The organism is Psychromonas marina (genome assembly GCF_030161115.1).
GTDB lineage: Bacteria > Pseudomonadota > Gammaproteobacteria > Enterobacterales > Psychromonadaceae > Psychromonas > Psychromonas marina.
On sequence record NZ_BSPQ01000001.1, the window covers coordinates 339,919 to 362,972 of the forward strand.

General features: G+C 39.3%; 22 protein-coding genes and 1 tRNA gene. 4 read left to right on the plus strand and 19 right to left on the minus strand.

The genetic code is table 11. The annotated features are described in order from the left end of the window. Positions 1-47 precede the first annotated feature (47 nt). From infB to rlmE, 9 genes are all read right to left on the minus strand, one after another. Positions 48-2,678: a translation initiation factor IF-2 gene (gene infB / locus QQK09_RS01665; protein WP_284202371.1), complete on the minus strand. Its 2,631-nt coding sequence runs from the start codon at positions 2,676-2,678 to the stop codon at positions 48-50. 19 nt (positions 2,679-2,697) lie between these two features. Then, positions 2,698-4,200, minus strand: coding sequence for a transcription termination factor NusA (nusA, locus tag QQK09_RS01670; protein ID WP_284202373.1), 1,503 nt, complete (start codon positions 4,198-4,200; stop codon positions 2,698-2,700). A 15-nt stretch (positions 4,201-4,215) separates the two neighbouring features. Beyond that, complete coding sequence (gene rimP / locus QQK09_RS01675; RefSeq protein ID WP_284202374.1) at positions 4,216-4,674, minus strand: ribosome maturation factor RimP; 459 nt, start codon at positions 4,672-4,674, stop codon at positions 4,216-4,218. A 386-nt stretch (positions 4,675-5,060) separates the two neighbouring features. Beyond that, positions 5,061-5,145, minus strand: a tRNA-Leu gene (locus QQK09_RS01680). A 16-nt stretch (positions 5,146-5,161) separates the two neighbouring features. Next, positions 5,162-5,485 carry a preprotein translocase subunit SecG gene (secG, locus tag QQK09_RS01685; RefSeq protein ID WP_284202375.1) on the minus strand — a complete coding sequence of 108 codons (324 nt, stop codon included), beginning with the start codon at positions 5,483-5,485 and terminating at the stop codon, positions 5,162-5,164. A 159-nt stretch (positions 5,486-5,644) separates the two neighbouring features. After that, on the minus strand, positions 5,645-6,976 hold the full coding sequence (gene glmM / locus QQK09_RS01690) for a phosphoglucosamine mutase (protein ID WP_284202376.1): 1,332 nt from the start codon (positions 6,974-6,976) through the stop codon (positions 5,645-5,647). A gap of 14 nt (positions 6,977-6,990) precedes the next feature. Beyond that, positions 6,991-7,827: a dihydropteroate synthase gene (folP, locus tag QQK09_RS01695; protein ID WP_284202377.1), complete on the minus strand. Its 837-nt coding sequence runs from the start codon at positions 7,825-7,827 to the stop codon at positions 6,991-6,993. Positions 7,828-7,907: 80 nt separating this feature from the next. Further along, positions 7,908-9,890 (minus strand): ATP-dependent zinc metalloprotease FtsH, encoded by a 1,983-nt coding sequence (gene ftsH, locus QQK09_RS01700; protein ID WP_284202378.1) that lies wholly within the window; start codon positions 9,888-9,890, stop codon positions 7,908-7,910. A gap of 225 nt (positions 9,891-10,115) precedes the next feature. Beyond that, on the minus strand, positions 10,116-10,784 hold the full coding sequence (gene rlmE, locus QQK09_RS01705; RefSeq protein WP_284202379.1) for a 23S rRNA (uridine(2552)-2'-O)-methyltransferase RlmE: 669 nt from the start codon (positions 10,782-10,784) through the stop codon (positions 10,116-10,118). Between the two features lie 88 nt (positions 10,785-10,872). Here rlmE and yhbY point away from each other — a divergent pair, with 88 nt between their 5' ends. After that, positions 10,873-11,169: a ribosome assembly RNA-binding protein YhbY gene (yhbY, locus tag QQK09_RS01710; protein ID WP_284202380.1), complete on the plus strand. Its 297-nt coding sequence runs from the start codon at positions 10,873-10,875 to the stop codon at positions 11,167-11,169. Between the two features lie 69 nt (positions 11,170-11,238). On the opposite strand, the gene greA is transcribed toward yhbY, so the two are convergent. From greA to prfC, 4 genes are all read right to left on the minus strand, one after another. Next, positions 11,239-11,718: a transcription elongation factor GreA gene (greA, locus tag QQK09_RS01715; RefSeq protein WP_284202381.1), complete on the minus strand. Its 480-nt coding sequence runs from the start codon at positions 11,716-11,718 to the stop codon at positions 11,239-11,241. A 62-nt stretch (positions 11,719-11,780) separates the two neighbouring features. After that, the gene (locus QQK09_RS01720; RefSeq protein ID WP_284202382.1) at positions 11,781-12,554 is read right to left on the minus strand and encodes a TatD family hydrolase; all 774 of its coding nucleotides are present in this window, start codon (positions 12,552-12,554) and stop codon (positions 11,781-11,783) included. A 15-nt stretch (positions 12,555-12,569) separates the two neighbouring features. Then, positions 12,570-13,412 carry a DMT family transporter gene (locus tag QQK09_RS01725; protein WP_284202383.1) on the minus strand — a complete coding sequence of 281 codons (843 nt, stop codon included), beginning with the start codon at positions 13,410-13,412 and terminating at the stop codon, positions 12,570-12,572. 53 nt (positions 13,413-13,465) lie between these two features. After that, the gene (gene prfC / locus QQK09_RS01730) at positions 13,466-15,052 is read right to left on the minus strand and encodes a peptide chain release factor 3 (protein WP_284202384.1); all 1,587 of its coding nucleotides are present in this window, start codon (positions 15,050-15,052) and stop codon (positions 13,466-13,468) included. Between the two features lie 380 nt (positions 15,053-15,432). Between prfC and QQK09_RS01735 the strand changes: the two genes are divergently transcribed. Beyond that, positions 15,433-15,864 (plus strand): RNA recognition motif domain-containing protein, encoded by a 432-nt coding sequence (locus QQK09_RS01735; protein WP_284202385.1) that lies wholly within the window; start codon positions 15,433-15,435, stop codon positions 15,862-15,864. 72 nt (positions 15,865-15,936) lie between these two features. On the opposite strand, the gene QQK09_RS01740 is transcribed toward QQK09_RS01735, so the two are convergent. Both QQK09_RS01740 and QQK09_RS01745 read right to left on the minus strand, forming a co-directional pair. Beyond that, positions 15,937-16,272 carry a hypothetical protein gene (locus QQK09_RS01740; RefSeq protein WP_284202386.1) on the minus strand — a complete coding sequence of 112 codons (336 nt, stop codon included), beginning with the start codon at positions 16,270-16,272 and terminating at the stop codon, positions 15,937-15,939. A 56-nt stretch (positions 16,273-16,328) separates the two neighbouring features. Further along, positions 16,329-17,555 (minus strand): cystathionine gamma-synthase family protein, encoded by a 1,227-nt coding sequence (locus tag QQK09_RS01745; protein ID WP_284202387.1) that lies wholly within the window; start codon positions 17,553-17,555, stop codon positions 16,329-16,331. 114 nt (positions 17,556-17,669) lie between these two features. Between QQK09_RS01745 and QQK09_RS01750 the strand changes: the two genes are divergently transcribed. Continuing rightward, positions 17,670-19,238 carry an ATP-binding protein gene (locus QQK09_RS01750; protein WP_284202388.1) on the plus strand — a complete coding sequence of 523 codons (1,569 nt, stop codon included), beginning with the start codon at positions 17,670-17,672 and terminating at the stop codon, positions 19,236-19,238. A gap of 151 nt (positions 19,239-19,389) precedes the next feature. On the opposite strand, the gene QQK09_RS01755 is transcribed toward QQK09_RS01750, so the two are convergent. Next, positions 19,390-19,599 (minus strand): cold-shock protein, encoded by a 210-nt coding sequence (locus QQK09_RS01755; RefSeq protein ID WP_028866731.1) that lies wholly within the window; start codon positions 19,597-19,599, stop codon positions 19,390-19,392. A gap of 366 nt (positions 19,600-19,965) precedes the next feature. Between QQK09_RS01755 and QQK09_RS01760 the strand changes: the two genes are divergently transcribed. After that, a complete protein-coding gene (locus tag QQK09_RS01760) occupies positions 19,966-20,415 on the plus strand; it encodes a YaiI/YqxD family protein (RefSeq protein ID WP_284202389.1) in 450 nt (149 codons plus the stop codon). A gap of 66 nt (positions 20,416-20,481) precedes the next feature. On the opposite strand, the gene nqrM is transcribed toward QQK09_RS01760, so the two are convergent. The 3 genes from nqrM to nqrF are packed head-to-tail and all read right to left on the minus strand — an operon-like array spanning position 20,482 to position 22,964. Beyond that, entirely contained in the window at positions 20,482-20,706 is a 225-nt protein-coding gene (gene nqrM / locus QQK09_RS01765; protein ID WP_284202847.1) for a (Na+)-NQR maturation NqrM, read from the minus strand. Beyond that, entirely contained in the window at positions 20,706-21,737 is a 1,032-nt protein-coding gene (locus QQK09_RS01770) for an FAD:protein FMN transferase (RefSeq protein ID WP_284202390.1), read from the minus strand. The genes nqrM and QQK09_RS01770 overlap by 1 nt, the downstream gene beginning before the upstream one ends. Positions 21,738-21,743: 6 nt before the next feature. Further along, positions 21,744-22,964, minus strand: coding sequence for an NADH:ubiquinone reductase (Na(+)-transporting) subunit F (nqrF, locus tag QQK09_RS01775; RefSeq protein ID WP_284202391.1), 1,221 nt, complete (start codon positions 22,962-22,964; stop codon positions 21,744-21,746). Positions 22,965-23,054 lie beyond the last annotated feature (90 nt).

Sequence of the window (23,054 nt, forward strand, 5' to 3'; positions counted from 1 at the left end):
CAATGGAGGCACACAGCCTCCATTGTTCAAATTATGCTGACTTTAAATTAAAGAGTACGTTTAACTTCAATAATTTCAAATACTTCGATTTGGTCACCAACACGTACGTCATTGTAGTTCTTAACGCCGATACCACATTCCATACCGTTACGTACTGTTTCTGCGTCATCTTTAAAGCGACGTAGAGACTCAAGCACACCTTCGTAAATTACGATGTTTTCACGTAATACACGGATAGGGTTGTTACGCTTGATGCTACCTTCAGTTACCATACAACCAGCGATTAAGCCAATCTTAGGTGATTTGAAGACTTCACGTACGTCAGCAATACCAGTGATCTCTTGTTTGAACTCAGGTGATAATAAACCACCCATAGCAGAACGAACTTCATCGATTAGATCGTAGATGATGCTGTAGTAATGCAGGTCAACCGCTTCGTTATCAATCAATTTACGCGCAGATGCATCAGCACGTACGTTGAAACCAATTACGATTGCGCCAGAAGCCGATGCTAAAGATGCATCTGTTTCTGTAATACCACCAACACCACGACCGATAATGTTTACTTTAACTTCATCAGTAGATAGTTTGTTTAGTGATTCAGTAATCGCTTCAAGTGAACCTTGTACATCAGACTTAAGTACGATGTTAAGTTCAGAAACTTCGCCAGCTTCCATGTTAGAGAACATGTTATCAAGTTTTGCTTTCTGTTGACGAGCAAGTTTGATATCGCGGAATTTACCTTGACGGTAAAGCGCAACTTCACGAGCTTTTTTCTCATCTTTAACAACAGACGCTTCATCACCCGCTTGCGGTACACCAGAAAGACCTAATACTTCAACTGGAATCGAAGGACCAGCAGATTCGATTGGCTTACCATTCTCATCACGCATTGCACGAACGCGTCCGTACTCAAGACCACAAAGAACGATATCGCCTTGCTTCAATTGACCTTGTTGTACAAGGATAGAAGCAACTGGACCACGACCTTTATCAAGACGAGATTCGATAACAACACCTGATGCAGGACCTGTTGCTACCGCTTCTAAATCTAACATTTCAGCTTGTAGCAAAATGCTGTCTAGTAGCGCGTCAACACCGGTACCCACTTTAGCTGAAACGTGTGCGAAGATATTGTCACCGCCCCACTCTTCAGAGATAACGTCATGCTGAGAAAGCTCAGTTTTAACGCGATCTAAGTCAATACCTTCTTTATCAATTTTGTTTACTGCAACAATTAGCGGAACACCAGCAGCTTTAGCATGCTGAATCGCTTCAATTGTTTGTGGCATAACACCATCGTCGGCAGCAACAACTAGTACAACGATATCTGTCGCTTTAGCACCACGTGAACGCATTGATGTAAAGGCAGCATGTCCTGGAGTATCTAGGAATGAAATCATACCTTTATCAGTATCTACATGGTAAGCACCGATATGCTGTGTAATACCACCGGCTTCACCATCTGCAACTTTTGCACGACGGATGTAATCTAGTAGTGATGTTTTACCGTGGTCAACGTGACCCATGATAGTAACAACAGGTGCGCGAGATGTTTTATCTCCGCCTTGTTGTGCTTCAGCCATTACTGATTCTTCTAACTCATTTTCTTTAGTTAGAATAACTTTGTGGCCCATCTCTTCTGCTACTAATGTTGCAGTTTCTTGGTCGATAACTTGGTTGATAGTCGCCATAGCGCCCATCTTCATCATCTCTTTGATAACTTCAACGGCTTTAACTGCCATTTTATTAGCAAGTTCAGCAACGGTAATTGTTTCACCAATTTTAATATCACGTTCAACAGGTGCAGCTGGTTTTTCAAATGCTTGTTGAAGAGCAGAAGGTGTAGCAACACGTGATTTTTTACCACGACGACCACGACGACCTTGTGCAGCAGGAACTGGTGCAGGTGCTTTTTTCTTCTTCTTACGACGGCTTGGACCTTCAGCTTTCGTATCAGAAGCATCTTCCGCTGCTTGCGCTTCTTTAGAAGAAGTCATATGGAAATCTTGAGCCGCTTCTAAACGTTTACGTTCAGCTTCTTCTTTTGCCCAACGTTCTGCATTTTCTTCAGCTAATTTTTTCGCTACTTCAGTTAACTCTTCAGCTTCTTTTTCAGCTTTTGCAGTTGCTTCTTTATCCGCTTTTTTAAGTAGCGCTTCAGCTTCTTTTTCAGCTTCAATTTGTTCTGCTGTCTTTTCAACTTTCACTGTAGATTGCTTCTCTTTATTTGCAGCTGCTGCTTTTTTCGCTTTCTCATCAGCTTCTTTTTTAGCCGCTAATTTTTCAGCTTGTGCTTTTTCAGCAATTGCTTTTTGTGCATCTACTTCAGCTTGTAATAAAGCTTGTTCAGCAGCTACTTCTGCTGCTTTTTCTTCATTTTCAGCTGCAATTTCTGTATCAGTGCGTTTTACGTAAGTACGTTTTTTACGAACTTCAACATTCACAGATTGACCTTTAACGTTTAACGTTGTTTTAGTTTTACGTTGTAGTGTCATTTTTTTCTTTTGCTCACCACCATGTTGCTTTTGTAGGTAAGTCGTTAGTGTTTCTTTTTCCGCTAAACTTACTTTATCCGATGCATTTTTAGTAATACCTGCATCAGCAAATTGTTTAACCAGCGTTTCTGCTGATTTGTTTAGCTCTTTTGCAAGCTCATTTAATAAAATATCTGACATTATTTTCTCCTATCTGTGCTTATTCAGCATCTTCGCTAAACCAACAGATGTTACGTGCAGCCATAATAAGCTCACCCGCTTTTTCTTCGTTTAATTCTTCAATCTCAATTAGGTCGTCCACCGCTTGCTCTGCAAGATCTTCAAGTGTGATAACGCCTTTACTTGCAAATACAAATGCAAGATGAGGTTCCAAGCCTTCAAGAGCAAGTAGATCATCAGCAGGTTTAGCACCTTCTAGATTCTCTTCTACCGCCAACGCTTTTGTTGCTAAAACATCTTTAGCGCGTGTACGTAGCTCTTCAACCATATCTTCGTCAAAGCCTTCGATTGCAAGTAGCTCATTAACTGGTACGTAGGCAATCTCTTCTAATGAAGTAAAACCTTCTTCAACTAATACAGCAGCAAAATCTTCATCAACTTCAAGTGATTCAGTGAATACCGTGATAACAGAATCAGCTTCAGCTTGGTGCTTCGCTTTTAGCTCTGCAACTGTCATTACGTTTAATACCCAACCAGTAAGCTCAGATGCTAAACGAATATTTTGACCGTTACGACCAATCGCTTGTGCTAAGTTTTCTTCTTCAACTGCGATATCCATACTGTGCGTATCTTCATCAACAACAATAGAAGCAACTTCAGCTGGCGACATTGCATTGATTGCAAATTGCGCTGGATTTTCATCCCATAGGATGATGTCAACACGTTCGCCGCCTAACTCACTAGAGATAGCTTGTACACGTGCGCCACGCATACCAACACAAGCACCAATTGGGTCAATACGTTGGTCGTTTGATTTTACTGCAATTTTTGCACGTGAACCAGGATCGCGAGCAGCGCCCATTAGGTCGATCATCTCTTCAGCAATTTCTGGCACTTCCAAACGGAATAGCTCAATCAACATCTCTGGTTGTGTACGTGTCATAAATAATTGTGCGCCACGTGCTTCTGGACGAACATCAAATAACAAACCACGTAAACGATCACCTGGACGGAAATTTTCACGAGGTAACATTTCGTCACGGAAGATAACCGCTTCAGCGTTACCACCAAGGTCAAGCAGGATGTTTTCACGATTCATGCGTTTTACCACACCCGTGATTAACTCACCTTTTTGCTCTGCATATTGCTCAACTACTTGAGCTCGTTCAGCTTCACGTACTTTTTGTACGATTACTTGTTTTGCAGTTTGTGTCGTAATACGGTCAAACTTAACAGAATCGATTTCATCTTCGATGTACTCACCGATTTGAATCTCTGCGTTATCAAATTCAGCTGCTTCGAACGTCATTTCTGAACATGGGTTTTCCATATCAGCATCTGGCGCTAGCACTAACCAACGACGGAACGTTTCGAAATCACCCGTTTCACGGTCAATAACAACACGTACTTCAATCTCTTGCTCATATTTCTTTTTTGTTGCAATCGCTAATGCGCTCTCTAGTGCTTCAAAGATTGCTTCACGTGGAAGACCTTTCTCGTTAGATACCGCTTCTACGACTAATAAAATCTCTTTATTATTCATCTTTCATCGCCTTAATTAATCAAATTTTGGAACAATATTCGCTTTCTGGATGTTACTCAATGCAAAGCGTTCAAGCGTTCCATCAACGTTTACACAAATTATTTCGCCTTCAACACTGTCGATAATGCCTTTCCATTTACGACGGTTTTGAATTGGCATACGTAGTTGTATTTTTACTTCTTCACCAGCAAATGCAGCATAATGTGCAGCACTAAATAGAGGGCGCTCTAGGCCTGGTGATGAAACCTCTAATGTGTATTCATTAGTGATTGGATCTTCAACATCCATCAGCGCACTGATTTGACGGCTAACAGCAGCACAATCATCAACTAAGATGCCCGCATCTTGGTCAATGTAAACACGTAGTGTTGAGTGACTGCCTGCACGGATATATTCAATACCCACTAATTCATAACCTAAATCTTCTACACTTGGTGTAAACATTTCAGTTAATCGTTGTTCTAAACTTGCCAAATCTATCCCCTTTTTATACCTAATTATTTAGGTTCAGAAACAAAAAAAGGGCATATAGCCCTAATCTTTTCTTACCTATTTGAGCTTTTCAGATAGGTAAATAACAAAAAAGCCCCAATAAATTGGAGCTTCATTCAGTTGCTTGCATAAAACAAGCGAGACCTGGAGTGAAAACCAATGGTCTGAATGGCCAAACTGTTAAATATTTATTTACAGTTCGCTTAATGGCGCGAATTATAAACAGATTTTAGTCGCTAAGCAATGCTTATTTTTGTAGCACTGCATCACTTCGTAAAGTGCCCACAAGGAAAATCAGTTGCGTGAAAAAGATGGGAGCATTAGATATAAAAAAACCCAAAGTAACTCAGTTACTTTGGGTTTAAAATTGGTGCGGATGGAGAGACTTGAACTCTCACGGCCTAAGCCACAGCCCCCTCAAGGCTGCGTGTCTACCAATTCCACCACATCCGCATTTTTTAAAACTTTATTACTCAGGAATTTGAGTTGAGGTATCTACTTCTACTGGCACTTCAACAGCTTGTTCAACTGTTAGGTCAGAGAAAGCATCATCAGCTGATACTTTATTAGTAGATAAGTTACCAAGTACAAGACTTAACACAAAAAAGGCTACAGCAAGAAGTGCAGTTGTCTTTGTCATAAAGTTACTCGCGCCACCTGCACCAAATACTGTATTTGACGCACCAGAGCCAAATGAAGCACCCATACCGGCACCTTTACCCTGTTGAATCAAAACGAAACCAACAAGAATAATTGAAACAATTAAATAAACGACTAACAGTATTTCATACATAAAAATATACCTAATATTCCTTAGAAACTTACCCACTCTAATAGTAGAGCGGGCGAATAATACTGAAAACAGGCCCAAACCACAAGACAATAAACTGACATTTTTAATCTTTTATTGCTTTAATAGCTTATTCGCTTGTTTTTTATGCAAAAGAGCAAGTTACGCTTTAACTTTATCTGCAATTTGTTGTGCATAAGCCTGCACAACCTCTGATTTTTCATCCGCTTCAACCATCACGCGGAAAACAGGTTCAGTGCCTGATTTACGAATCAAGACACGCCCTTTGTCTTCTAATAACGCTTCAACAGCTTTAACCTCGGCTAATACCTCTTCATCTTGAAGTGGATCGATTTCATTATTAAATCTGATATTTAAGAGAATTTGTGGGTATTTTTTTATGCCTTGGCGTAGTTCATTTAGTGTCATACGACTACCACACATTGCACTCATCACTTGTAAGCCAGAAACAATACCATCACCAGTTGGTAAAAGATCTGAACATATAACGTGCCCAGAATTTTCGGCGCCAATGCACCAATCATTTTTTACCATTAATTCCATTACATGTTTATCACCAACATCACTGCGATCGAATGGAATGCCTAATGTTTTTAGCGCTTGCTCTAACCCTAAATTAGACATAGTTGTACCCACTGCACCACCTTTAAGTTTGCCAGTTCGCAACTTATCACGTGCAATAATGTAAAGCAGTTCATCACCATCTAACACGTAACCGGTATGATCAACCATCATCACACGATCGCCATCACCATCAAAAGCGATACCAAAGTCAGCTTGCTCTGCAACGACACGTTCAGAGACCGCTTGCATGCTTGTTGCGCCACAATTTAAGTTAATATTAAGGCCGTCTGGTTCAACGCCCATCGCAATCACATCAGCACCCAACTCACTGATCACCATCGGTGCAATGTGATAAGTTGCACCATGAGCACAGTCCACTACGATTTTAAGACCACTTAAATCATACTTTGATGGGAAAGTACTCTTACAAAATTCAATATAACGCCCAGCTGCATCATTAATACGATACGCTTTACCTAGCTCACTAGAATCAACACATATAAGGGGTTTATCAATCTCAGCTTCAATGTCTAACTCATTCTGCTCTGAGAGCTTGATACCCTCGTCCGAGAAAAACTTAATGCCGTTATCATAAAATGGATTATGAGAAGCACTGATCACGATACCAGCAGTTGCACGGAAAGTACGTGTCAAGTAGGCAATAGCAGGAGTCGGCATTGGGCCCATTAAAACAGGACGTAAGCCAGCAGCGGTTAAACCTGCCTGCAATGCAGCCTCTAGCATGTATCCAGAGATACGCGGATCTTTACCAATTAATACTTTTTTAGATCCTGATTTTGCTAATACGCGACCTGCAGCCCAACCTAATTTAAGTGCGAATTCAGGTGTAATTAAGGACTCACCTACTTTTCCACGGATACCATCAGTACCAAAATATCTTTTTTTCATGTCTAATCTTCTTATTATTTTTTGTTAAAAGCGCTAACTTGTTGTAATACTTTGATGATATCAACTGTTTCAGCCACATCATGTACTCGAATTATTTGTGAACCTTGCTGTATTGCGATTAATGCGCCAGCCAAGCTTCCAGCAAGACGTTCATTTATATCACGATTCAATAAATGCCCAAACATTGATTTACGTGAAACACCGGTTAACAACGGGTACCCTAAATCAACAAATTGTTTAGTTGCTGCGAGCAGTTCAAAATTATGCTTCAACTGCTTACCAAAGCCAAAGCCGAGATCTAATATTATATTATCTCTTTTAATGCCAGCGTTGATACAGGTCTCAGCACGCCCCAATAAAAAACTTTCAACATCTCCCAATAGGTTTTCATAATGTGGCGCAGTTTGCATTGAACGAGGTGCTCCCTGCATATGCATTAAGCATACAGGTACTTGTGCTGCAACTGCGGCTTCTAGTGCCCCCTGTTCCTGCAAAGCACGAACATCATTGATAATATTAGCCCCTGCTTTTACAGCTTCGGTCATTACTGAAGCTTTACTGGTATCGATAGAGATCCAGCAATCTAACTGTTGCGATATTTTTTCAATCACAGGCAATACACGATCTAACTCTTCCTGAGTTGCAACATCAGCGGCACCGGGGCGAGTAGACTCACCACCGATATCAATAATAGTAGCGCCCTGCTCAACCATTTTTGTTGCTTGAATTAATGCGTTATCAATATTGGAAAAGTTTCCACCATCGGAAAAAGAGTCTGGAGTAACATTTAAAATCCCCATTACTTGAGGTGTGCTTAAATCAAGTGTCTTATGTCCACTTTGCAATTGCATAAATACGAATGCCTTTCATTTTTAAATTAAAAAAAAACCTAAGCAAGCTTAGGTTTTTTGATGTTTAAATAACTGCGAGGTTATTTATCTTCTTTTTTCTGCTCAGAGTCAGCTTTAGTAATGACCGGTTCTTCTGTTTCAGCAACAACAGGTTCATCTTGCACAACTTCTTCAGATACAGTCTCTTCTGCTTTAACCGTTTCTTCTACAACTGCCGCTTTAGGCTCAGTTGTTTCTTTAGCTGGCTCAGTCTTTTCGTCTCCCCACCCTGCAGGAGCACGTACTTCAACTCGCGCCATTAAGTCATCTACTTGTAAAGCATCAATCGTTTCATATTTCATTAACGCATCTTTCATTGCATGTAATACATCAAGATTGTCAGTTAATAATTTGAAAGCACGTTGATAGTTACTTTCAATGAAACTACGTACTTCATCATCAATCAATTTACCCGTTTCATGGGAAACCGTATTTGAACGTAATGAGTTCGCTTCAGCAGTTAATAGAATTGGACCTAATTTTTCTGAGAAGCCCCACTCCGTCACCATTGCGCGAGCAATCGCAGATGCTTGTTTAATATCTTGCGATGCACCGGTTGAAACGCGGTCTTTACCGTAGATAAGCTCTTCAGCAATTCGCCCACCGTAAGCAACTGCGATACTACTTTCAAGCTCTTGGCGGTTTTGACTAATTTGATCACCTTCTGGTAAAAATTGTGTCACACCCAACGCTCGACCACGTGGAATAATTGTTACTTTATGAATAGGATGATGCTGTGGCACTAATTTAGCCACAATTGCATGTCCCGCTTCATGGTAAGCAGTTGATTCTTTATCTTCTTCACGCATTACCAAGCTACGACGCTCAGATCCCATTAAGATTTTATCGCGTGCTTGTTCGAAATCTTCTTTGGTAATCGTACGTTTATTTGAACGAGCTGCAAACAACGCGGCTTCATTCACAAGGTTTGCTAAATCAGCACCTGAGAAACCAGGTGTACCACGCGCTAGAATTTTTGCTTCTACGTCATCCGCTAAAGGAACTTTACGCATATGTACATTTAAGATCTGTTCACGACCACGTACATCAGGCAAGCCAACCACCACTTGACGGTCAAAACGACCTGGGCGTAATAATGCGGCATCTAATACATCAGGTCTGTTTGTAGCTGCAACGACAATAATACCTTCATTACCTTCAAAACCATCCATCTCAACCAATAATTGGTTTAACGTTTGTTCACGCTCATCGTTACCACCACCAACACCACTACCACGTTGACGGCCTACGGCATCGATCTCATCGATAAAGATGATACAAGGTGCAGATTTCTTTGCTTGCTCAAACATATCACGTACACGTGATGCACCAACACCCACAAACATCTCAACAAAATCAGAACCTGAAATCGCAAAGAAAGGTACTTTCGCTTCGCCAGCAATCGCTTTAGCAAGCAAGGTTTTACCCGTACCAGGAGGACCTACTAATAAAACACCAGTAGGGATACGTCCACCTAACTTTTGGAATTTAGTCGCGTCTTTTAGATAATCAACCAGCTCTTTAACATCTTCTTTTGCTTCGTCACAACCAGCAACATCAGCAAAAGTAGTTTTGATTTGGTCTTCACCCATCAATTTGGCTTTACTCTTACCAAAGGACATTGCGCCACCTTTGCCACCACCTTGCATATTACGCATGAAGAATATCCATACACCAATTAGCAGTAACATTGGGAACCAAGAAACAAAGATAGATGCTAAGAAGCTTGTTTCTTCTGGTGCAGTACCTTCTACTTTTACATTGTGCTTGATTAAGTAGTTCATTAAATCAAGATCAGGCGCTGGAATATAGGTCTCAAATGTACTTTGATTGGTTTTTACACCTTTAATCACTTGACCATCAATCAGAACTTGTTGAATTTGCCCTTGGCTAACCTCTTTATTAAAGGTTGTATAGTCCATTGCGCTCTGTTTGTTACTATCGCCACCAAACCCTTGGAATAGGGACATTAAAACAACTGCGATAACCAACCACAATATTAGGTTTTTTGCCATATCGTTCAAGATGTAAACCTCATGTTAATAAATAAAAATTCAATTGTTAGACTACTACAGTTTAAAAAGAGTCGCCACAAGATAGTTGCCATAAAATGACCATATAAAGTAAAATTTACAAAGTTATCCGTATATATTAAGAACTAAGCCACATTACTCTAGTTGAATATATAGAGGATAGCTTAGTTGTTTAAAAACAACTAAATGCAAATCACCAAAACAGTCAGAATATATTTAACCTTTAAACCCGGTCGCTACGAGATACACTTCTCTAGAGCGAGCACGTGAAGATTCAGGTTTACGTGTTTTTACTACTTTAAAGTGTTTCTTAACTTCAAGCATATAATTATCGAAATCAGCGCCCATGAATACCTTGACGATAAAACTGCCATCTTTCACCAAAACATCTCGACACATTTCTAAGGCAAGCTCAACAAGGTACATTGATTTAGGTTGATCCATCGCAGCATTACCACTCATATTAGGAGCCATATCAGATAACACTACATCGACCTTACTGTCGCCAATGCGGGATAACAGGGCGTTTAATACATCGTCTTCACGGAAATCACCCTGTAAAAAATCGACACCTGCAATAGAATCCATCGCAAGAATATCACAAGCAATGACTTTACCATTTAAACCAACTGTATCCACGCACCATTGTGACCAACTACCTGGCGCGGCACCTAAATCGACAACTGTCATGCCCGATTTAATTAATTTATCTTTATTATTGATCTCTTCGAGCTTAAACACAGCACGAGAACGTAAGCCTAATCGATTGGCTTCTTTTACATAGAAATCATTAACATGCTCTTGCATCCAGCGTTTAGAGCTACCCGAGTTACTCTTTTTTAATACGCCTGGTTTTGATTCGCCAGCGTTAACTTTTTTGCCCATGAGGATTTCTCGTATAGTTATAAATAGTAAAAGATATTATTTAAGGGTAGAATGGCTTGTTTTCAACCCCTAAAATGAAAGAATTTGTATGAATCTATCAAATAAACAAAAGAAACACTTAAAAGGTTTAGCACACCCACTAAAACCTGTTGTGCTACTTGGTCAAAATGGCCTAACTGAAGGTGTACTTGCAGAGATTGAGAATGCCCTTAATTTCCACGAGTTAATCAAAGTTAAAGTTGCAACTGATGACCGTGAGATGAAACAACTAATTATTGATGCGATTGTTCGTGAAACAGAAGCAGTTAATGTAGCAAAAATTGGTCACATCGTCGTGTTATACCGTCAAAGTGAAGAAAAGAAAGTTGACTTACCACGTAAGTGATTTTTAATCTTAACTTTGCAGCTAAAAAAGCCCAGTTTATCTGGGCTTTTTTGTGCTTAAGAGAGTAGATTAAGCAATATATTGTACATTGATGATTTCATAATCAATGGTGCCACCTGGCGTTTTGATCGAGATTTCATCATCAACCATTTTACCAATTAAGCCACGCGCGATTGGCGAACTTACCGAGATTAGATTTAGTTTAATATCGGCTTCATCATCACCTACAATTTTGTAAGTCACTTCATCATCGGTATCCACATTCACAATAGTCACTGTTGAACCAAAGATCACTTTGCCATTATTTGCAATTTTACTGATATCAATAATTTGCGCATTAGAAAGTTTTGCTTCGATATCTTGAAGACGTCCTTCACAGAAACCTTGCTGTTCACGTGCTGCGTGATATTCCGCATTCTCTTTAAGATCACCATGTTCACGGGCTTCTGCGATTGCAGCAACGATCTCTGGGCGAGTTACATTTTTTAATTGCTCAAGTTCGCGGCGTAACGCAGCAGCACCAGTTGCAGTCATCGGATATTGAACCATGGAAAATCACCTTAAATTTAAACTATTTGAAAAAGGGGCTTATTTTACGCTTATTTTGTAAATTAGTCATTGGATAACGGAAATATATTACACACATTAGTGTAAAGTTGTGTGGCAAGCTGTGATTTTGGCTCTTGGCGTAATTCACTTAAAACATTAAAAATAGTAATAATATTCAATGGTGTATTGGTTGTGCTTTGCTGTTGATAAAGCGGCATATCTGGCGCATCAGTTTCTAAAATCAAAGATTCAATGGGTAATTGAGCGACCGTTTCTCTGGTTTTTGTAGAGTTAGGGTAGGTGATAACGCCACCAATGCCTAGTTTAAAACCTAATTTAATAAATTCATGGGCAACCTCAATACTGCCCGAAAATGCATGGTATACACCACCGTGCATAAATTTTTGCTGCTTCAACAAGGTTAAAATCCGCCCTTGCTTTTTGACACAATGTAAAATAATAGGTAGTTGCAACTGCTGTGCTATCACCAACTGTTTCAAGAAAACGGACTCTTGTAAGGCATCATCAGCCGCCGCAAATTTATCTAACCCTATCTCCCCAAGCGCAATACATTTTTTACTGCGAGTTGAAAGCTTAGCCGCTAATATCGTTAAATCTTGCTCTTGGAAAGAGGCTAAAAAATGCGGATGTATGCCGAGTGCATAATATAAGGGAGAATAGTGAGTGCAGAGTTGCTCTAACTTTGTCCAGCGATTTTCTTGTGTGGCAGGTATGATCAACTTAGTAATATTGGCTTGATTTAACTGCTTAAGCAATGCCTCTATGTGATCGCTAAAACAGTCAAAATCAAGGTGGCAGTGACTATCAATAAACATCTTTTCTCCTAATTGCTAACGATTCACTTTGGGCGTTTTAAAGTTTAATAGCATAGCGCAGAAGATAAGTACTGTGCCAAATATTGATAACAATCCGAAAGGCTCCTGATATAACAAAAACGCCACAATCGCGACTAAGGGTAAACGCATAAAATCGAGGGTAACGACCGTAGTGACTGTACTGGTGAGCATCGCTTTGGTCATACAGAAATGCGCCGTTAATGCCGCGAGTGATACAACACCAATCCAGCCCCACTCTACTAAATTTGGTGCAGTCCAATGGGATAACATTAATACACCACCTAATGGCAACTGAATCAGGCACATATAAAAAAGTATCGTCAACGCGTGATTATTCTTAGAGAGCATTTTAGTGGTGCTATGTGCACAAGCATAAAAAACAGCAGCAGCAAGGACAATCAATGATGCATTGTCAATATGGGTAACCGATGGCTTAACAATGAATAACACCCCAATAAAAGCAACAATAATAGCGATTATTTTACTACTATTTAAACGTTCTTTGAGAAAAATAGAGGCGATGATGGCAGTCCAAAAAGGCACCGTAAACTCAATCGCAAAAACCTGTGCTAGCGGAAGAGTCGCTAATCCCACAAACCAGCCATATTGGCCTAAAAAGTGAAATAGATTGCGTAAGATATGACCTTTGAACTGTGTGGTTTTAAAATACTGCTGCTTGTTTATTGAGAAAATGATTAAACTGATAACGATCAGCCCTAATAAACTTCTGAAGAATAAAATTTGGAAGGTGTTGAGATTACCTAATTCGCGCCCGGCAACAGCCATCAGCGTAAATGAGCATATCGTACCTGTCATCCATAACAGCGTTTTATTCATTATGCTCTCATAAAAAAAGCCTAACTAAGTTAGGCTTTTAATTTGTTGGTAAATTAATGCTCGCGTGTTTTGCGGAAATTAACCGCAGGATAACGCTCAATCGCAAGGTTTAGATTTACCATTGTAGGCGCAACATAGGTTAAGTTATTACTACCATCTAATGCTAAGTTATCGTAAGCTTTTTTCTCAAACTCAGCCATTTTTTGGTCATCGTCACTATCAACCCAAAGTGCGGTTGCTACATTAATGCCTTCATAGATAGCATCAACCTTATATTCTGATTTCAAGCGTTGTACAACCACTTCAAACTGTAGTACACCTACCGCACCAACAATAAGGTCATTGCTACGTAATGGACGGAATACTTGTACAGCACCCTCTTCCGATAGTTGCATCAAGCCTTTTAAAAGCTGTTTCTGCTTAAGTGGATCTTGAAGGCGAATACGACGGAACATCTCCGGTGCAAAGTTTGGAATGCCCGTAAATTTAAGTGATTCTGTCAATGTAAATGCATCACCTATTTGAATTGTTCCGTGATTATGTAAACCAATAATATCACCAGGGTACGCTTCTTCTGCTGCACTTCGATCACCAGCCATGAAGGTAACCGCATCAGAGATACTTACCTTTTTACCCGTGCGTACGTGTAGCATTTTCATGCCTTTTTCATACTTGCCAGAACAAACACGCATGAATGCGATACGGTCACGATGTTTCGGGTCCATATTCGCTTGAATTTTAAAGATAAAACCAGAGAACTCTTCTTCTGTTGGTTCTACTACACGCTCTTTTGCGATACGTGCTAGTGGTTTTGGCGCCCATTCAGTTAAGCCATCTAATACATGATCAACACCAAAGTTGCCTAACGCTGTACCAAAATAAACCGGCGTTAATTCTCCGCTTAAGAACATTTCTAAATCGAATTCATTAGAAGCACCAACAACAAGCTCCATCTCTTCACGTAAATCATCCGCATGAAGTGGTAATACCTCATCTAACTCAGGGTTATCAAGCCCTTTAATGATACGTACTTCTTGAATCGTATGACCTTGGCCTGTTGAATATAAAATCACTTCATCGCGTAAAAGGTGATAAACACCTTTAAACTCTTTACCCATGCCAATAGGCCAAGTAATAGGTGCACAAGCAATATTTAAAACGTCCTCTACTTCATCCATCAGATCAATAGGATCACGCGTATCACGGTCACACTTATTCATGAAAGTAATGATTGGCGTATCACGCAAACGTGTTACTTCCATCAATTTAATAGTACGTTGCTCTACACCCTTCGCTGCATCAATAACCATCAAACATGAATCAACCGCTGTTAACGTACGGTAAGTATCTTCCGAGAAATCTTCATGTCCAGGCGTATCCAAAAGATTAACAATAGAGTTATTGTAAGGAAATTGCATTACAGACGTCGTAATCGAAATACCACGGTCTTTTTCCATCTCCATCCAATCTGATTTAGCATGCTGCCCTGATTTCTTACCTTTAACCGTACCCGCTTTTTGTAACGCGTTTCCGAAAAGTAATACTTTTTCAGTAATAGTGGTTTTACCCGCATCTGGATGAGAGATGATTGCGAATGTACGTCTAGAGTTGACTTCCTCTAGGAACTTAGTGTCTGCCATTATTTAAATTCTCTTAATATGTACACGCATATGCACACAAATATTTTTAATAGGGTTCGATTTTTCGAATGTGCGCAACTATAGCAAATTAAGATCAGCAATTCATTTATTATCAACCTATGGCGTACTCGTATAATTAAAAAAACACAAGTAAGGAAAGGCATATATTCCGTTCGATGAAATATGTTCGCATGACACGATGCTTATTTTTTATAGTGTTAATTATTGTTCTATTTGCTAGTTAGCTAATGAACTGATAACAAAGCACTTCAACAACATCCCCCATCTCTCTGCAAACAACACTAAAGCAAGTCAGTATCATTGTTAAAATATATGCTAATATAGCTAGCTGAAAATGTTTTAATCAAAAATGGTGTTTTATGAAATTATTAGTACGTAATCTTGCTGTGGCAACAACAGAAGAAAAGTTAATCAGTTTATTTAGTGAGCATGGCAAAGTGCAGTCGTGTAATTTAGTGTTAGACGCTAAAACAGGAAAATCAAAAGGTTTTGGTTTTATTGAAATGCCTAAGCCTGGTGATGCTAAAGCCGCAGTTAAAAACTTAAATGGTTTCAAATTAGCTGGCAACATTATCCGTGTAAAAAGAGCAGAATCAAAACCAGTTGAAACAACGGTTGTTGAAGAAAAGCCTGCTGCAGTACAATTTAAACAAGCCCCTAAAGTGGCACTAAAAGCACCTGTAGTTGAAGTATCAGTAGAAGTAGAAGTTACTGCTGATGAAGCGGTAACAGAAGCAGTCGTAAACCCTAAAGATATCTGGGGTAAAGTGAAAGAGTCTGACGACTACTAAGCTGAATTACGCTTATTGATAACTCAATAGCCACTATCGCCAGTGGCTATACCCCTCCCCTAAATAACCATGCTAGTTAGCGGTCATCTGCCGAGATAAGGCATCAAAACGACTCAAACAAATTTTTTGTAGATTCTGCATGCCTACTTTCAACAAGACTTTCTCACTTTTATCCCAAGCTAAATAAACCTCAGTAGCGTCGGTAGCTTTAAAGTGCAATATTGATAAACGTATATCATTGAGCATTTTCTGATAATAAATAAGCATTTCACGATCATTGATATCGTTAGATATCTGGCTGCAGATTTGGTAATTAGCAAGCGAACGACCGAGTTCATCGGTATCTCTGTTATTCGCCCAGGCAACTGACTGACTAAATAGCAGCAGCATACATATAATTGCTTTCATAATATCCTTATACAAAAAAAGAGACTTCATGTCTCTTTTTTGGGGCAACCTACCTTTTAAGCAAGTGCTTGTTTAAAATCAGCGATTAAATCCGCCGTATTCTCGATGCCAATTGAACAACGGATCATATTTTCGCTAATGCCCATCTCTTGTCGTAGTTGTAGCCCCATCTCAAAGTAGATAGTTGGTGCAACGGGTAATGCTAAGGTACGGTTATCACCTAAGTGAGTCGCACTGATGACAACATTAAGTTTATTAAGCAGTTCACAACAATCTAACCCATCAACTAAATCAAAGCTTAATAACGCACCAAAGCCAGAAAAAAGCTGTTTTGCACGGTCGTGTTGAGGATGCTCTGTTAGGCCTGGGTAATACACTTTTTCAACTTTTGGATGTGCCTGTAAGAACTCAGCTAAGACCATTGCATTATGACATTGACGATCCATTCGTAACTCCATGGTTTCACTGCCAACAGAGATAAGATGTGCGCCTTGAGAGCTCAAACAAGCCCCCATATCACGTAAACCTTTCTTTTTGATCTGGCTGATACCCCAAAGTTGGCTATCACCTTTACGGTAACCATCAAAAATATTGGCGTAATTTTCCCAGTTGAATAGACCAGTATCAGTGACTGAACCACCCATTGCATTGCCGTGGCCTGCAACATATTTAGATAACGATGTGGTGATCAAACTTGCTTTAACTGAATTTGCGTTAAAAAGGTAGCTAGAAGTGATAGTGTTATCAATAACATACACTAACCCTTGCGATTCACAAAAATCACCAATCTCAGCAAGCGCACTAATTTGTGTCACAGGGTTAGCAATCGTTTCAACAAACACCATTTGTGTATTTGATTGCTTCGCACTAACAACGTCTTCAATATCGGTTGCATCAACAAGCGTCACTTCAATGCCGTAACCTTTTAAAGTATTCAATAAGCTAGTTGTGTTACCAAAAAGAAAACGACTACAGATAAGGTGATCGCCCTCTTTTAATAGCGTTAAAAACGTATTAACAATCGCAGCCATACCTGATGAAAATACAGCGCTTGCAACACCATCATCCATCATTTGAATTTTTTTACATAGCGCATCTAATGTCGGTGTTGATGAACGAGCATAAGCGTGGCCAGGTTGTCCTTGGAAGACATCAATTAAGCCTTGAACATCTTCAAAACCATACGGAACCGAATTATGGATAGGAGCATGGACAGCGCCAGCTTCTAAATTAAGTGAATGGTCTGCATGAACTATTTTTGTAGTAAAACCTTGCTCTGACATCTAAATTCCTTGACTGTATTTTTAAAAGCGTTAGCTTAATGCGATTATCTAATCGGTTTTGTTATATTATCTACCGTTAATTTTGCAGCCATTATACAGAGATAAGGAACTAAGTTGAAATCGAATCTATATAGTATTTTCATCTTTCTTATTGGATTAAGCGCCACTTATATCATCACTAAAAACGTTCAACAGATTGAAATAAAAACTCAAAACAGAGAGCTGATGCTTCACAGCCAAGCGATTACGCATAACATTCAGCAGCAGATATCACAGCATGCTCAACAGTTATCTGTCGCAGCCCAACGCTGGAAAAGCATTGAACATATCAATGATAATTGGCAAACTGAGGTAGATACCCTTATTGAGCTACTGCCTAACTTCAGTAACCTCAATATTTATTTATTAGCAAAACAACCGACACTCACTATAGACAGTGATGCTCAACGCTATTTTGCAACATTACCCGAGCTGTTACAGCAAGCAAAGCATCTTCAAACGCTCAATCATAACCAAAATGAGAAAAAAGCAACTTACCTCAGTGCCCATAAAACCCGAGAAGACAATCAAACCATTGTTTATCTCCACGCTCCCATTTTTTATGATAAAAAGCTTTTAGGCTACTTAGAAGCTACACTCAATATCACAACACTACTCGATAATCAGGTAGCAAAGCACCAAATATCATCCCCATTCTCACTCTCAGAAAGTGGGCGAGCAATATATAGCGTATTGCCAGAAAATATAATGATTCATGATATTAAACAACAGTCGAATATTCCTCTGCTAGGGTATGACTGGAAATTAATGGTTTGGCCATTACAGCAATACCATTTTTATCAATACGTTTTATACATCGGTATATTATTGTCTATCTTTTTTTCTCAATTGTTTTATTTAGTCTCCTACAATAGGCGAGTGAAGCAGGAGTTAGCGGCTTATAAATTACATTTATCAGCAATCAATAAAGACTTTACTGCGAGCAAATCAAGATTAGTGCAGTCCAATAAGCTCTCATCATTAGGGGAAATAGCAGCAGGCATCGCCCATGAAATAAATCAACCGCTGCAAGTTATCTGTATCCACGCAGAAATATGCCAAGATAACTTAAAAAACAAAAATTATATAAAAGTTGATAGAAGCTTCCGCTCAATCATCTATCAAGTAGAGCGGATAGAAAAAATAGTTAAACAAGTCGGCAGTTTTGCTAGGAACAGTGAACTTGATAATTATACAGAGCAAGCGCCCGCAACGATTTTTGAAAATGTCATAAATATAGTTATCAACCAATATAATCAAGATAATGTGGAGTTACGCCAGATACTACCCACTTCATTAGCCACTATTTCATGCAATAAGATTCAAATTGAACAGGTTTTGGTTAACCTTCTTATTAACGCTAAAGATGCGGTAGAAGAGAGTGAAGAAAAGGTAGTCTTTATTAAAGCCCATAATAAGCAAGACAAGTTATACATCGAAGTATCGGATACGGGTTGTGGAATTGAGATCAGTAAATTAACTGATATTTTCACTCCTTTCTACACCACCAAAGCTTTGGGCCGCGGAACAGGACTCGGATTATCAATAAGTTACTCTATCATTCACCAGCATAATGGCGAATTAAAGGTAACCAGTGAAATCGGTAAAGGCAGTACGTTTACGGTTATTTTACCGCTCGGTTAATAGTCAGTGGTTAGTGTGAGGAGTCTTAACTTTTAACTAACAACTGATCGCTGACAGCTAATAACTTTCTTATAGGCAAAAAAAAAGGCAACCCCTTAGGATTACCTTCTATTCAATCAGAATGGACTAATTAAAGTCCATCGAAGCTATATTAAAGAGCTACGATGTTTTCTGCTTGAGGACCTTTTTGACCTTGAGTAACAGTAAACTGTACTTTTTGGCCTTCAGCAAGAGTTTTAAAACCAGTGCTTGCGATTGCAGAGAAATGTGCGAAAACGTCAGGACCGTTTTCTTGCTCGATGAAACCAAAACCTTTAGATTCGTTGAACCATTTTACTGTACCAGTAGTAGTTGTAGACATAATAGTCATCCTATTTAATTTTTGAGTAATTTAACCTTGAAAACCAAGGCATTTTTGCTAGAAGTGTTGCTATTACTTATGAAGTATAGGATTCGGTACATAATACGGAACAATTGAACATAAATATAAAACGAACTTTCAAGCTGGTAAAGAGTATATATGGCTAAAAAAGAGTGTCAACATCTATTTAACAAAAATATAAAACCTTTACAAACTAAACCAGTAATTAATATCTTTATCACATATTTCCAGCTCCCTTTATTGCATCTAATGATATACCTCGCGACTGAATAAAATTGATTGAATGGTGACTGCTAGGGTGTTCCAGTATAAAATATCTACCTCTTTTATACACAGGTAAAACAGATGACAATTTGGATAGATGCAGATGCCTGCCCGGTTCCTGTTCGTGAAATGGTAATACGCGCTAGCGAACGTACAAGTACTGCGTTGGTATTTGTAGCGAACAGTCCTCTTCCAGTTCCGCGTAGAGCACTCATTAAAACCGTACAGGTCGATCAAGGTTTCGATGTCGCAGATAACTATATTTCGCAACATGTTGAGAAGCATGACCTAGTGATAACACAGGACATTCCGCTAGCTGCAGAAATAGTAGAGAAAGGTGTTACAGCGCTTAACCCACGCGGAGAACTTTATACTCCGGAGAATATTCGTCAACGCCTAGCAATGCGTAACTTTGCTCAGGAAATGCGTGATATTGGGCAAAATACAGGTGGCCAGTCTAAATTTGCAGATAAAGAGAAACAGGCATTCGCAAATGCCTTAGATAGATGGCTACAGAAAAACCGAGGATAGAGGATAGTTATTAGTAGTTAGTTTTTAGCTAACGACTAATAACTGACAACTAATGACTATAAGTTTTTAAAGTATTTGCCCTTCGCTTTTAAATTTAGCAATCCGCTCAGCCTCTGCATTTTTCTTTTTACGATTTTCACAGGGGTCATCACAGTCACAAGACTTTTCAATGCCAACAGAAGCAAGGCCACCACAACTTCCACCAATGGTTTTTTTATTGAAAATATAACCAATTGCCATCGCTGTAAACACTAATAAAAATACCACAAAGGTAGCAATAAAATAGATCATCATTTTTCCTCTATTAAGTAAGGCTTAAACTCAGCACTGACATGTTCAACAAATTCATCGCCCTGTTTTACAATTAAAAATACCGCTAGGTTATTCTTTTCTGCAAAAACAAAACCATCCTCAGGCCCAAGCACTGTAATGGCAGTAGCTAAAGCATCAGCCATCATACTACTTTCGTGAATAACCGTGACAGATACTAATTTGTGATTAATCGGCTTACCCGTTTTCGGATCAATCGTATGAGAGTAACGAATACCATCATACTCATAATAGTTACGATAATCACCAGAGGTCGCAATACTATTATCACCAACCTGAATTAAACGTTGTACATTTTGACCAGCACTAGGTCGCTCAATAGCCAATGTCCACTGTTTATTACCCGGCTTTTTACCCTTTGCACGCAGTTCTCCACCAATATCAACTAAGTAGTTATTTATGCCAATTTCTTGTAGATATTCAGCAACAACGTCGACGCCATAGCCTTTAGCGATAGACGATAAGTCGACGTATAATTCAGGAATGGTTTTATAAAGCGTATTACCACGAATACTCAAGTATTGGCTGCCAACAAATTTTTGACGCGATTGTATCACCTCGGTACTTGGCACTTTGGTTGGCTTTTTATCAGGACCAAATCCCCATAGATTAACCAAAGGACCCACAGTTACATCAAAGGCGCCTTGCGATTGCTCAAACAGCGTTAATGATGCTTGTACTACATAAGCCGTTTCTGGCGAGACCGTTAATGACGCTTGCGCTTTATTAAAACGGGATAGTTCAGAATCAGGTCGATAGGTCGACATTTGATCATTCACTAACTCTAGTTTTTTATCTATCTCTGTTTGTAATTGAGTGTCTGTGTGATCAACATCTTTTTGTAATGCAGGATCCAACACCATGGTGACACGATAATAAGTCCCCATCGTACTACCTTCGAGAATAACAATCTTCTGCTCAGGTTGACTACAGGATGAAATAAAAAAGGCTAGCCCTATTAAGGCTAGCCATTTAGTTATCTGATTAATCACTGTTGATTAACCGAAATCATCTAGCATGATGTTTTCATCTTCAACACCTAACTCTTTCAGCATTGAGATAACAGCAGAGTTCATGACAGGAGGACCACACATGTAGAATTCACAATCTTCTGGCGCTTCATGATCTTTAAGGTAATTTTCAAGTAAAACGTTGTGAATAAAGCCTGTTTTACCTTCCCAGTTATCTTCAGGCTGCGGATCACTTAACGCAACATGCCACTCGAAGTTATCATTCTCTCTCGCGATAGTATCAAAATCTTCTACGTAGAACATTTCACGCTTAGAACGTGCACCGTACCAGAAACTACATTTACGTTTTGTATGTAAACGACGGAACTGATCAAAGATATGCGAACGCATTGGCGCCATACCAGCACCACCACCGACAAATACCATTTCATTTTCAGATTCTTTAGCGAAGAACTCACCAAATGGACCAGAAATTGTCACTTTATCACCCGCTTTTAAGCTAAAGATATAAGATGACATTTTGCCACAAGGTAAAGACAGATCACGTGGTGGCGGCGTAGCAATACGCACGTTCAACATGATGATTCCTTCTTCACCTGGGTAGTTAGCCATTGAGTATGCACGAATCGTTTCGTCATCCACTTTTGACTCTAAATCGAAAAACTTAAAGTGTTCCCAATCCCCACGATACTGCTCTTCAATATCAAAATCTTTATATTTGATATGATGCGCAGGCGCTTCAATTTGGATATAACCACCCGCTTTAAACGGAACGGTTTCACCATCTGGAATTTGTAGTTTAAGTTCTTTAATAAATGTTGCTTCGTTACCATTAGAGATAACCGTACATTCCCATTTCTTAACGCCGAAGATCTCTTCAGGTAGCTCAATGTTCATGTCTTCTTTAACACTTACCTGACAAGCTAAACGCTCGCCCTCTTTTGCTTCTTTTTTACTGATATGGTCAAGTTCAGTTGGTAGAATATCACCACCACCCGCGTTTATTTTAACGCGACACTGACCACACGTACCACCGCCACCACAGGCAGATGATACAAAAATACCAGAGTTTGCTAACGCACCAAGTAACTTACCACCCGCTTGCGTTTTGATGCTTTTATCTGCATCACCATTAACAGCAATTGTAATGTCACCTGTGCTCACCAATTTCGCTTTTGCTGCTAAAATAATAACAACTAAAGCAAGTACAATAATGGTAAACATGGCAACGCCGAGAAATATTTCCATCGACTTTTTCCTTGTTTTGGGGAGGTGAAAAACACCTCCGAAATTCAATTAAGCTAAAACATCTTATTAATAAATTTTTAGAGCTAAATC

Excerpts from the sequence above, each read along its gene's own strand:
- infB (WP_284202371.1), bottom strand. The coding sequence starts at position 2,678 with ATGTCAGATATTTTATTAAATGAGCTTGCAAAAGAGCTAAACAAATCA.
- nusA (WP_284202373.1), bottom strand. The coding sequence starts at position 4,200 with ATGAATAATAAAGAGATTTTATTAGTCGTAGAAGCGGTATCTAACGAG.
- secG (WP_284202375.1), bottom strand. The coding sequence starts at position 5,485 with ATGTATGAAATACTGTTAGTCGTTTATTTAATTGTTTCAATTATTCTT.
- glmM (WP_284202376.1), bottom strand. The coding sequence starts at position 6,976 with ATGAAAAAAAGATATTTTGGTACTGATGGTATCCGTGGAAAAGTAGGT.
- folP (WP_284202377.1), bottom strand. The coding sequence starts at position 7,827 with ATGCAATTGCAAAGTGGACATAAGACACTTGATTTAAGCACACCTCAA.
- rlmE (WP_284202379.1), bottom strand. The coding sequence starts at position 10,784 with ATGGGCAAAAAAGTTAACGCTGGCGAATCAAAACCAGGCGTATTAAAA.
- yhbY (WP_284202380.1), top strand. The coding sequence starts at position 10,873 with ATGAATCTATCAAATAAACAAAAGAAACACTTAAAAGGTTTAGCACAC.
- greA (WP_284202381.1), bottom strand. The coding sequence starts at position 11,718 with ATGGTTCAATATCCGATGACTGCAACTGGTGCTGCTGCGTTACGCCGC.
- QQK09_RS01720 (WP_284202382.1), bottom strand. The coding sequence starts at position 12,554 with ATGTTTATTGATAGTCACTGCCACCTTGATTTTGACTGTTTTAGCGAT.
- QQK09_RS01725 (WP_284202383.1), bottom strand. The coding sequence starts at position 13,412 with ATGAATAAAACGCTGTTATGGATGACAGGTACGATATGCTCATTTACG.
- prfC (WP_284202384.1), bottom strand. The coding sequence starts at position 15,052 with ATGGCAGACACTAAGTTCCTAGAGGAAGTCAACTCTAGACGTACATTC.
- QQK09_RS01735 (WP_284202385.1), top strand. The coding sequence starts at position 15,433 with ATGAAATTATTAGTACGTAATCTTGCTGTGGCAACAACAGAAGAAAAG.
- QQK09_RS01740 (WP_284202386.1), bottom strand. The coding sequence starts at position 16,272 with ATGAAAGCAATTATATGTATGCTGCTGCTATTTAGTCAGTCAGTTGCC.
- QQK09_RS01745 (WP_284202387.1), bottom strand. The coding sequence starts at position 17,555 with ATGTCAGAGCAAGGTTTTACTACAAAAATAGTTCATGCAGACCATTCA.
- QQK09_RS01755 (WP_028866731.1), bottom strand. The coding sequence starts at position 19,599 with ATGTCTACAACTACTACTGGTACAGTAAAATGGTTCAACGAATCTAAA.
- QQK09_RS01760 (WP_284202389.1), top strand. The coding sequence starts at position 19,966 with ATGACAATTTGGATAGATGCAGATGCCTGCCCGGTTCCTGTTCGTGAA.
- nqrM (WP_284202847.1), bottom strand. The coding sequence starts at position 20,706 with ATGATCTATTTTATTGCTACCTTTGTGGTATTTTTATTAGTGTTTACA.
- nqrF (WP_284202391.1), bottom strand. The coding sequence starts at position 22,964 with ATGGAAATATTTCTCGGCGTTGCCATGTTTACCATTATTGTACTTGCT.